The sequence below is a fragment of the Aquiflexum sp. genome (genome assembly GCF_977115555.1).
The window spans coordinates 1-10573 of sequence record NZ_CDSBKL010000121.1; the positions used below are offsets into that span (position 1 = coordinate 1).

The 10573-nt window shown below is 42.8% G+C and carries 8 protein-coding genes; 2 read left to right on the forward strand and 6 right to left on the reverse strand.

Going from position 1 to position 10573, the window contains the following annotated elements; all coding sequences use genetic code 11:
- Both ACZFYI_RS09255 and truA read right to left on the reverse strand, forming a co-directional pair.
- Positions 1-1775 (reverse strand): ABC transporter ATP-binding protein (locus tag ACZFYI_RS09255; protein WP_462523841.1); only part of this gene is annotated, 1775 nt, incomplete at its 3' end.
- Between the two features lie 13 nt (positions 1776-1788).
- Entirely contained in the window at positions 1789-2541 is a 753-nt protein-coding gene (gene truA, locus ACZFYI_RS09260) for a tRNA pseudouridine(38-40) synthase TruA (RefSeq protein WP_462523842.1), read from the reverse strand.
- A gap of 106 nt (positions 2542-2647) precedes the next feature.
- On the opposite strand from truA, the gene ACZFYI_RS09265 reads away from it, so the two are divergent.
- Together ACZFYI_RS09265 and ACZFYI_RS09270 are read left to right on the forward strand one after the other, a co-directional pair.
- The gene (locus ACZFYI_RS09265) at positions 2648-3127 is read left to right on the forward strand and encodes a DUF4293 domain-containing protein (RefSeq protein WP_462523843.1); all 480 of its coding nucleotides are present in this window, start codon (positions 2648-2650) and stop codon (positions 3125-3127) included.
- 88 nt (positions 3128-3215) lie between these two features.
- Positions 3216-4319 (forward strand): trans-sulfuration enzyme family protein, encoded by a 1104-nt coding sequence (locus tag ACZFYI_RS09270; RefSeq protein ID WP_462523844.1) that lies wholly within the window; start codon positions 3216-3218, stop codon positions 4317-4319.
- A gap of 172 nt (positions 4320-4491) precedes the next feature.
- Here ACZFYI_RS09270 and ACZFYI_RS09275 read toward each other — a convergent pair whose 3' ends face one another.
- The 4 genes from ACZFYI_RS09275 to ACZFYI_RS09290 form a co-directional block, all read right to left on the reverse strand.
- A complete protein-coding gene (locus ACZFYI_RS09275) occupies positions 4492-6030 on the reverse strand; it encodes a YifB family Mg chelatase-like AAA ATPase (protein ID WP_462523845.1) in 1539 nt (512 codons plus the stop codon).
- Between the two features lie 77 nt (positions 6031-6107).
- Positions 6108-6473 (reverse strand): hypothetical protein, encoded by a 366-nt coding sequence (locus ACZFYI_RS09280; protein ID WP_462523846.1) that lies wholly within the window; start codon positions 6471-6473, stop codon positions 6108-6110.
- Between the two features lie 32 nt (positions 6474-6505).
- On the reverse strand, positions 6506-8338 hold the full coding sequence (locus ACZFYI_RS09285; protein ID WP_462523847.1) for an ABC transporter ATP-binding protein: 1833 nt from the start codon (positions 8336-8338) through the stop codon (positions 6506-6508).
- Between the two features lie 127 nt (positions 8339-8465).
- A complete protein-coding gene (locus ACZFYI_RS09290; RefSeq protein WP_462523848.1) occupies positions 8466-10160 on the reverse strand; it encodes a hypothetical protein in 1695 nt (564 codons plus the stop codon).
- Positions 10161-10573: the final 413 nt, after the last annotated feature.

Sequence of the window (10573 nt, forward strand, 5' to 3'; positions counted from 1 at the left end):
TACCCAATCGCCATTGACTTGAGCTGCATCTGATGGAGTTTGGAGTAGTAGCCTCCCAATTCCAATAGGGACTCATGGGTTCCGGTTTCCTTGATTTCACCTTGGTGAAGCACCATGATTTTATCGGCTTTTTGGATAGTCGAAAGCCTGTGGGCAATCACAATGGAAGTTCTGCCTTTCATCATTTTGGAAATGGCCTTTTGGATCATTTCCTCTGTTTCGGTATCCACCGAGGAGGTAGCTTCATCCAAGATGATGATTTCAGGATTGTAGACTATTGCCCTGACGAAGGATATCAGCTGCCTTTGTCCTACGGAAAGTGTGGCGCCCCGTTCCATGACATTGTAATCGAGACCTCCGGGAAGTCTTTCGATAAATTTCTTTGCACCTACCAATTTCGCCGCTTTCATGACTTCTTCCCTCGTAATCTCCGGATTGCCAAGGGTTATGTTATTCAAGATCGTATCTGAGAAAAGGAATACATCCTGCAAGACCACACCTATGTGTTTTCTCAGTGTTCCCAATTCATATTCTTTGATATCTGTACCATCAAGGGTGATTTGGCCTTTGTTGATGTCATAGAATCGGTTGATCAGGTTGATGATGGAAGATTTTCCTGCCCCTGTGGCACCGACCATGGCGACAGTTTCTCCATGTTTTACTTCGAAATTGATGTTTTTAAGCACCCATTCTTCGTCATTGTAAGCAAACCATACATTTTCAAGTTTGATATTGCCTTCGATTTTTTCGGGTTTGTGCTTTCCTTCATTGGGGATTTGATCATCGTTTTCTAGCAGTTTCAAAATCCGTGATGAACTCACAACGCCCATTTGAAGGGTATTGAACCTGTCGGCAATCATCCTGATAGGCCTGAAGAAAAGCTGCAGGTACATAATAAAAGAGATCAGGATCCCGATTTGGATTTCCATGTCAAAAACCCCCGTTGCCCCATACCACACCACTACGCCTGTACCGATCGCCTGAATGATTTCCGCAACGGGATAGTATATCGAATAATACAAGACCGACTTGACATGCGCTACTCTATGTTCTTTGTTTATTTCTTGGAATTTTTCATATTCTCTTTTTTCCCTGTTAAAAATCTGAACAATATTCATGCCCGTGATGTGCTCCTGCAAAAAAGAATTAAGGTTGGAAACCGCATTTCTGACATCATTGAAGGCCACTTTGATTTTTTCTTTGAAAATATAAGTAGAAATGATGAGTAGGGGCAAGGTACTCAAACTGACAAGCGTAAGCTTCCAATCCACATAAAACATGACTCCTAGGATGGTAATCAGCTGCAGCAAATCCCCGATGATGGCAGCCAAACCTTCGCTGAATACATCTGCAAGAGTTTCCACATCAGACACATTCCTTGTCACTAATCTGCCGATAGGAGTATTGTCAAAAAACTTCAGCCTCATTTTAAGGAGGTGGCGGTAAAGTTTGATCCTGATGTCCTTGATGATGACCTGTCCAATCCATCCTGACAGGTAGGTGTGCGCAAACTGTACCAATGATTGGAGGAGAAGCAGGACGATAAGGAGGTAAATGATCTTAAGAAGCCCTTCACTATCTCCCACAGCCACATAATCATCGATGGCTATCTGAATGAAATAGGGCCTGGTTGGGGCTAAAACAGCCATCGCAATGGTAAGGAATACTAAAAAGTAAAATCGGGTTTGGTAAGGCTTGACAAACTGGTACAGTTTCTTTAAAACCTGGGCGTCAATGATGTCCCCACTTTTGATATTTTCTTTTTCCAGGCTCAAAATGATTCAGTATTTAAATAAATATTTCTTGGCGATAAACAATTTTGCAAAGATAAAGACCTTGGGCCGGAGAAGCGGATTTCGCCTGACGGCGGTTTTTGCTGTCCAAAATTTCCTGAAATTGGTTGCAATCAAGCTTTCCCAATCCCACCTGGACCAAAGTACCGACAATCGCCCTCACCATTCCACGCAAAAACCTGTTGGCAGTTATATGAAAGAGCAATTGGTGGTCAATTTGTTCCCAATAAGCCTCTTTTATTTTACAATTGAAATGATTGACATCAGTATGAACCTTGCTGAAGCATTGAAAATCTTCATGTTCCAACAACAGTTTTGCTGCTTCATTCATTTTGTCAATATCCGGAAGATGATACATCAGCCATGCACTTTCCTCTTCAAATGGATCTTTGCGCAAGGTAATCCTGTAAAGGTAGCTTCTCCATCTGGCATCAAATCTTGCATGGGCATCACTCTTCACTTTAAGCAAAGAATATACCGCAATATCTTTTGGAAGGACTCCATTGATGCGTTTGACAAAATCCGCTTCCTCAAGGTTTAATGAAGTATCAAAATGGGCAAATTGTTGGGAGGCATGTACTCCGGTATCTGTTCTCCCGCTACCGGTCAAATATGAAGGTTGCTTCAATATCAGTGAAAGGGCTTTTTCCATTTCTGCCTGCACAGAATGGGCGTTTTTCTGGAATTGCCAGCCATGATAATTGGTGCCGCGGTAAGCGAATTCTATAAAATACCTTTGGATTTCCATTTTACAGTGCAAAGATATTATTCGATGGCAAATAAAACCGACCTTTTATACAAACCTTGCGAATCAAAAAATTACCCTGTTTCTTTGTCAAAATTAAAAATCAAAAATGATACAACGCATCCAAACCGTTTTTCTGTTTCTTGTGGCAGTGGCCATGATATTGGTGATTTCCTTTCCCATCTGGCAACAGGTAAATCCAAGTCAGACCCAACTGATGACCCTCAGCGCCTGGAATCTGACTACTCTTGACGTGGCTTCCAATGAAACTGTGGATACTTCCTCCAAAATATTCATTGCTATTCTTGCCATTGTGGCGGCCGGGATTGCGCTTTTCAGTCTCACGCAATACAAAAACAGGACCAAGCAGATGTTTTTGAATATGGTTAATTCCTTTATCATGGTAGTCAATGTAGGACTGATCGTTTGGACTACGCACACTGCCAATGCACTCATCAACCCTGAAGTCAACGGGGCTTTTGTGACCGGCTTTTGGGCGATGTTTGGAGGGATGATCTGTAACCTGCTTGCTAATAGATTTATCAGAAAGGATGAATTGCTCGTCAGGTCAGTGGATAGAATCAGGTAGGATTTCCATTTAAATAATCATACAAAAGCCAGCGGTTGATTTCGCTGGCTTTTATTTTTATAAATAGTAAGTTTGAAAAAAAACAGCCATGAGACTCGAAACACTCGCCATCCACGCCGGCAACCTCGTCACTGATTCCAATCTGCCTGCGGTTCAGCCCATCACTACCTCAACGACTTTTGTGCACCATGAAGGCTCTTTGATCTATTCCAGGGCCAATAACCCCAATAGAATGGCTTTGGAAAATGTCTTGGCCAAGCTGGAACATGGTGAAGATGCCGCAGCTTTTTCTTCGGGAAATGCTGCTGCTTTGGCAGTTTTTCAGGCTTTGGAACCGGGAAGCCATATCATTGCCCCCGACGACATGTACCATGGAATCCACCGTCAATTGGTGGAGATATTGAAAGGAATCGTGGAGGTTAGTTTTGTGGATTTGGCTGACCTGGAAATGGTTAGGGCGGCTATTAAACCCAATACCAAACTCCTTTGGATCGAAACCCCTTCCAACCCACTACTCAAAATCACGGACATCAGGGCACTTGTGGCAATAGGGAAAGAAATCGGAGCTAAAGTAGCCTGCGACAATACTTTTGCCACTCCCGTTTTTCAAAATCCCATTCTTCTTGGAGCGGATATCGTCATGCACAGCACCACAAAATACCTTGGTGGGCACAGTGATATTTTGGGAGGCGCTTTGATATGCAAAAAAGCAGATGATTTTTGGCAAAGGATCAAAATGATCCAACATGTGGGTGGAGCGGTTCCTTCTCCTTTTGATACATACCTTTTGGTCAGAAGCATCAAAACCCTGGCTTACCGGATGAAAGGCCATGCAGAACATGCGGGTATCATTGCGGAATTTCTATTCAGCCATCCCAATGTAGATGAAGTTTGCTACCCCGGATTGAAATCGCATGAAAACCATGAAGTAGCTGCTGCCCAAATGTCTGGATTTGGTGGCATGCTTTCCTTTATGGTCAAAGGAGGTGCCGAAGAGGCAGACAGAGTAATTTCAAAGCTGAAATATTTCACCAATGCCACAAGCCTTGGAGGGGTGGAAAGTTTGGTAGAACGCAGGGCTGCAGTAGAAGGACCTGACACCAAAACACCGGAAAACCTGATCAGGATGTCAGTCGGTTTGGAACATTTGGATGATTTATTGGAAGATTTGAGTCAGGCCTTACAAGAATAAAGGCTGTTTGTGACAGCCTTTATATTTTTGAAACGGTAAGCTAAAAAAGGGCGACCAATACAACAGTTTCGTATGCTTAGTAAAGAAAATAATTTTTTTTTAATTCTTAAAATTTTTTATGCATTATTTTCTTATTCATCGAAATTTTATTAAAACTTAATTTCCCCAAATATTAACCTGCCCAGCCTTCTCTATCCAGACTTCTGTATTGGATTGCCTCTGCAAGGTGTTCAACTTTGATGGTTTCACTTTGACTCAGGTCGGCGATTGTTCTTGATACCTTGAGGATCCTGTCATATGCCCTTGCTGAAAGTCCAAGTCTTTCCATGGCCGTTTTGAGTAGGACTTTGCCGGCTTCATTGATCTGACAGACTTCTTTGACTATGTGAGATGGCATCATGGCGTTGCAATATACTTCAGGGTTGTTTTTGAAGCGCTCCATCTGCACCTCTCTACCATGGATAACCCGCTCCCTGATGGATTTGCTGGATTCTGTTTTTCGGGTGGAGGTCATTTCTTCAAACCTGACTGGAGTTACCTCTACGTGCAGGTCAATTCTGTCGAGTAAAGGTCCGCTGATTTTGTTCAGATACCGCTGCACGATCCCCGGACCACAGACGCATTCTTTTTCGGGATGGTTGTAATAGCCGCATGGGCAGGGGTTCATGCTGGCGATCAGCATAAAATTGGCAGGAAACTCAACAGAAACCTTTGCCCGTGAGATGGTTACTTTTCTTTCCTCCAAAGGCTGCCGCATCACTTCTAAGACTGTGCGCTTAAATTCCGGTAATTCATCCAAAAACAAAACACCGTTGTGTGAAAGGGAAATCTCCCCCGGTTGGGGATTGCCGCCGCCGCCGACCAATGCCACATCACTGATGGTATGGTGCGGAGAGCGGAAAGGCCTTTTGGCTATCAAAGCGGCATTTTTACCCAACTTCCCAGCAACGGAATGTATTTTGGTAGTCTCCAAAGCTTCTTGTAAGGAAAGCGGTGGGAGTATAGAAGGAAGCCTTTTTGCAAGCATGGTTTTGCCGGCGCCCGGAGGTCCGATCATGATGACATTGTGCCCGCCGGCCGCGGCGATTTCCATGGCTCTTTTTATATTCTCCTGTCCCTGTACATCAGCAAAATCAAATTCATATTGCTCGAGAGAATTATAAAATATATCCCTTGTATCGGTTACGAGTGGCTCGATCTGTAATTCCCCTTCCAAAAATTTGATAGCTTCTTCCAAAGTGTTGACACCAATGATATCTATTTTATTCACTATCGACGCTTCGGATGCATTTTCTACAGGAAGGATAAATCCCTTGAATCCCTGTTTTCTTGCTTCGATCGCAATGGGCAAAGCTCCTTTGATCGGGCGGAGATTACCATCAAGTGACAGTTCTCCCATGATGATGTAATTTTCCAATTCAGGGAAAAGCACCTGCTCTGAGGCTTTCATTATCCCCAATGCAATCGGAAGGTCATAGGCTGAGCCTTCTTTGCGGATATCCGCAGGGGCCAAATTGACCACAACTTTCTGCCTTGGCATGCGGTAACCAAAATATTTGAGTGCGGATTCTACCCGCTGCTGACTTTCTTTGACAGCCGAGTCGGGAAGTCCCACCATAAAAAAACTAGTACCCTGACCCACATTCACTTCGATGGTGATGACTTTTGCGTCTACACCCGATACAGCACATCCAAAAGTTTTAGCAACCATATTTTTGATTTAAGACAATAAAAAAAGGAAACCCATTGGGCTTCCTAAATTAAGTATTTACTGCAAATATCCTTTAGTTATTTGAAATTTTGTCTTTTTCGGATGACTGATGCTTCTTTATCTTCTTCCAAGCTGTCTAATTTTTTCTCGATGTTTTTGAGTTTTACACCTTGTTCAAAATCGTATAGCTTGGCCTTCAGTTCATTTTTCTCTGTTTCCTTTTTGGAAAGTTCTGCCTCTAGGTTGCTCTTGACCATTGCGCTTGTACCCCATGATATCAGGAATAGCAGCAAACCGATCAGGAAAAAATTGACTACCAATGTAGGGGTCAGTTCTTCTATCTTCAAGATGCCTTTTATATTATCAAATAACAGGAAAATGACCAACACTATCGCAAAATAGAGGGTGGTAACTAGGTGCAGGATTTTATCTATTTGTTTCATATGGTTGGTGAATTTAAGTTATTCCAAATTTATTAAACTGACTGCATTGTAGAAAGTTTCTTATACAATCCTTCTTCCAAAATGAGTTCCTGATGGGTTCCGCGCTGCACGATCTGTCCTTTTTTGATCACGAGGATTTCATCTGCATGTTGGATGGTACTGAGTCTGTGGGCGATTACCAATGTTGTACGGTTTGCCATCAGATTGGTTAGGGCTTCCTGTACCAGTTTCTCTGACTGCGAATCCAAAGCCGAAGTCGCTTCGTCCAAAATCAGGATCGGCGGGTTTTTCAATACCGCTCTCGCAATGCTGAGCCGCTGCCGCTGTCCTCCTGAAAGCTTCGAGCCACGCTCTCCGATAGAAGTCTGGTAGCCATTTTCGAGTTCGACGATAAACTCATGTGCATTTGCAATCTTGGCTGCTTCGATGACTTTCTCTTCGGAGATTCCTTCGAGCCCAAAGGCGATGTTGTTGAAAACAGAATCGTTGAACAAGATAGACTCCTGCGTCACGATTCCCATCTGTTTGATCAGAGAATTGATTTCTATGGTTTTCAGATCCACCCCATCCAAAGTGACTTTGCCTTCCGTCGGGTCATAGAACCTTGGGACTAGGTCCGCAATGGTTGATTTTCCCCCTCCCGATGGACCTACCAAAGCAATGGTCTTTCCTTTTTGAAGGGTAAAAGAAATACCTTCCAATACTTTTTCTTTTTCGTAGCTGAAGGAAACATTCTGGAATTCCACAGCATTGCGGAAGGTATCGACAACGATGGGCTGATCAACATTTTTGATTTCGCTTGGCGTATCGACTACTTTGAAGATCCTGTCGGCAGAAGCCAAGCCCCTTTGTATGCTGCTAGCCGCCCGGGAGATTTCTTTTGCGGGATTGAGTACTTGGGTAAAAATAATGATGTAAGTAATAAAATCAGAAGCACTCAGGTCTGAACTGTTGTTCAATACCAAACTCCCTCCATAGACCAAAATACCGGCTACGACTGATACGCCTAAAAACTGGGAAATCGGCGAGGCCAATTCGTTTTTCTTGGCCATTGAAATATTCACATCTGAATAATAATCCGTCTCGCCGTCAAACTTACTTCTGATGTATTTCTGTGCGCCAAATGCTTTGATGACGCGCATGCCACCGATGGTTTCATCCAATATATTGACAATCCTTCCCAATGATTCCTGGCTTTCGATGGCCTTTTTTTTCAACCTTCGGGTTATCCCTCCGATAATTGCTCCGGATATCGGAATCACCAAAATGGTAAACAAAGTCAATTTGACTGACATGAAAAACAACACGGCAAAGTATAGGATGATCGTCACAGGTTCTTTGAAAACCACCCTCAGGGATTGAACAATGCTGTTTTCCACCTCTTGGATGTCATTGGTCATCTTGGACATTAGGTCCCCTTTCCGTTCATTGGAAAAGTATCCGATGTGCATCCTTGAGACCTGCTCGAAGATAGACATCCTCATTTTCTTGATGACCTCTGCCCTGACTTTGGCCAAAACCACGCCTGAGAGGTAAGTGAAAAGGTTAGCTAGAAATACCGAAATGACGATGATGATACAGACATAGACCAAAGTTCCAAACTTGCCATAAGCCTCTGAGATCTGAAAGAAATAGAAATTGAAGAGGGTCAGAAAGTAATCTACCGAAAAAGAAAAGTCAGGCTTGGTAAGGTACTTACTCATATCCGCCTGCGGTGCCTGCTCAAAGATGACATCAAACAAAGGCTTCAGCAAGGTGAAATTCATCAGCCCAAAAATGATCGCCAACAAAGTATAAAGGACATATATCGGAAAATACCTGCGGTAAGGCCGGGCATAGGACAGTATCCTGAGGTAAGTATTCATGTAATTTTTGACTATTTGCGGCGCAAGTTACGGAATAAAAACAGGATTTGGTTTTAAGTTAAATTTCAGAAAATCCGATTTCATTCCAATAACCAATAACCCAATAACCTTTGTCCAATAACCAATCCTAAAAATTAAAATCATTCCTTACCATATTCACCCTGATCGAAAACTGGGTGAAGTTGGTGGATTCCGGACTTGAAAGGTCTTCTGCTGTCCGCTTTCTGTAGCTATGACTCAGGTCCAAAAAGACATTTTGCTTGACCATATAGCTCAGGTTCAGGTTGCCCATGATCACCGTGTTCTCTACACCCTGACCGATATAGTGGCCATAGAGACCTTTTCCAGTATTGGTCACGGTACGGTTTTTCAATACATCTTTGCCAAAGTTTACTTCCGGTGAAGGATCATCGCCATAGAATTGGTACATGCCGGTAAATGTGGCAAATAGCCGTGGCAGAAATTCCGGCTGATAGCGTAGGATACCGATGGCTTCTTTGAAGTTAGCGCCAAGCGGATGTGTCAATGGCGTTCGGTAGTTGGAGAAAGATTGGTATGGCCTTTTTTCCTGATAGGTATAGGGCCGGGCTTGGTTGTATTCTAGTTGTAGGTCGAGGTTGGGTATTTTCAATACATCGATGTATTTATAACCTACCTGTATCCCGTGTTTGTTGCGGGAGGAGTTTTTACCTTCCAATTCAAAAAATTCTGTAAACACAAATTCATTCAATCCAAACTGTCCGTAAAGCTGCATGCCCCGCGTCAGGTTCCATTTGAAATCCGTTCCCAGCATCAGCTTGTCAGGTGAACCGCCCTGATGTTCTACCCATCTATAAAAGATGATGGGGTTGAGGTAGTTCCAGTCAAATTGGTCAGACATGATGGATTCAAATATGCCGATATTGAGATTTTTACCCAGATTGACTCCGAGTCGGTGCATCGCGAACCATTTTTTGGGATAGCGTACTTTGTCTGTTGGCCGGCCCTGATTGTCAAAAAACATATCCGCAGTCTGCTGTGCCCAGATGTTGGTCAACTGAAACCGCCATACTTTGGTATTCAGCTTGAAAAACAGGTAAGGATTGGAAAAATCCGAAAGTATCATGGAGCGGTACCCTTCCCCGACAAAGTTCCTGTCCTGACCAAACTGCGCTTCGATATGCCTTGTGACATTGAAACTCAAATGTGCCCTTGCCGAAAAGAAGCCATAGCCGGTTTCATTGTACCTTTTCCAAAATCCTTCCCCCGGCACTGCACCGCTGTGTTCGGCAAAGTCCTTGACCCAAGTGGGGAATATGGTCTGTGTGGAAGTCATAAAAGTGTAGAAAGCGACCTTTCTGTCTATGCTTCCTCTGATTTCGATTCCCCGGGAATTGCGGAATCGCATCTCGTCTATCCCGGGCTCAAAACCCGCAGCAAGGTATAAAACCGGATTGATGTGGATGTCCACCACCGAATCACGGTAATGGTAAAAGTCGGCAGGTTTGGTGTAAAGGTGTTTCAGGAAAGGTTTTTTGGAGGCTTCAGTATCTCCGCTGATAAATTCCCAATTGTCGTTGCTCAGGTAGTTGAAGTTGAACTTGTCAGCTTTGGAGCGGGAAATATCAGATTCTGACAACGAATCCAGAAAAGCCGCAACATGGTCTCTCCTGTAAGGTTTGAAACCTGTATGAAAACTCGGGTTGTTGTTGCCGTCCAGGATTTCGTACCGCTCCAGCATATGGTAATAATCCCTGTTGAAAGGAACATAAGCACCTTGGGTAAAACCATCAAGGGTAAAAAAAGCAGCAAGACAAAAAGTCAAAAGAAATATTTTTTTCATAGGGGTGATGCTATAATGGTGTAAAGCTAAAAAAAACAGTGGAAAATGGAAGGAGAGCATCAGGTTTTGTCGGAAGGCATTTGATCAAAGCACTATTTGGACTGATTGCGTTTGATAAGGTCAATGCACACATAATTTATACTTTAAAAAAAGGTTAAAATTCAATTTTTTATTAAATATACTTTATGAAAATCATGTAAGTTTTTATCAATTTGAGATTGGGAAGGGATGCATCACCTAAATATTTTTGATTTTTTAATTAAAGTGAATTAGTAGCGAAAATATTCTTTAAAAAACTTAAGAAAAATTTAAATATCGACAATCAACTACTTTATACTATAATAGTTTGAAACGGGGGGGGGGTAAAATACCTTATTCGATATAATCTTCTGAAAAATGTCGATTGGTATAGT

What these genes read in the sequence shown, in the direction of transcription:
- ACZFYI_RS09275 (WP_462523845.1), bottom strand. Translation starts at nt 6,030, where the DNA reads ATGGTTGCTAAAACTTTTGGATGTGCTGTATCGGGTGTAGACGCAAAA.
- ACZFYI_RS09280 (WP_462523846.1), bottom strand. Translation starts at nt 6,473, where the DNA reads ATGAAACAAATAGATAAAATCCTGCACCTAGTTACCACCCTCTATTTT.
- truA (WP_462523842.1), bottom strand. Translation starts at nt 2,541, where the DNA reads ATGGAAATCCAAAGGTATTTTATAGAATTCGCTTACCGCGGCACCAAT.
- ACZFYI_RS09270 (WP_462523844.1), top strand. Translation starts at nt 3,216, where the DNA reads ATGAGACTCGAAACACTCGCCATCCACGCCGGCAACCTCGTCACTGAT.
- ACZFYI_RS09290 (WP_462523848.1), bottom strand. Translation starts at nt 10,160, where the DNA reads ATGAAAAAAATATTTCTTTTGACTTTTTGTCTTGCTGCTTTTTTTACC.
- ACZFYI_RS09285 (WP_462523847.1), bottom strand. Translation starts at nt 8,338, where the DNA reads ATGAATACTTACCTCAGGATACTGTCCTATGCCCGGCCTTACCGCAGG.
- ACZFYI_RS09265 (WP_462523843.1), top strand. Translation starts at nt 2,648, where the DNA reads ATGATACAACGCATCCAAACCGTTTTTCTGTTTCTTGTGGCAGTGGCC.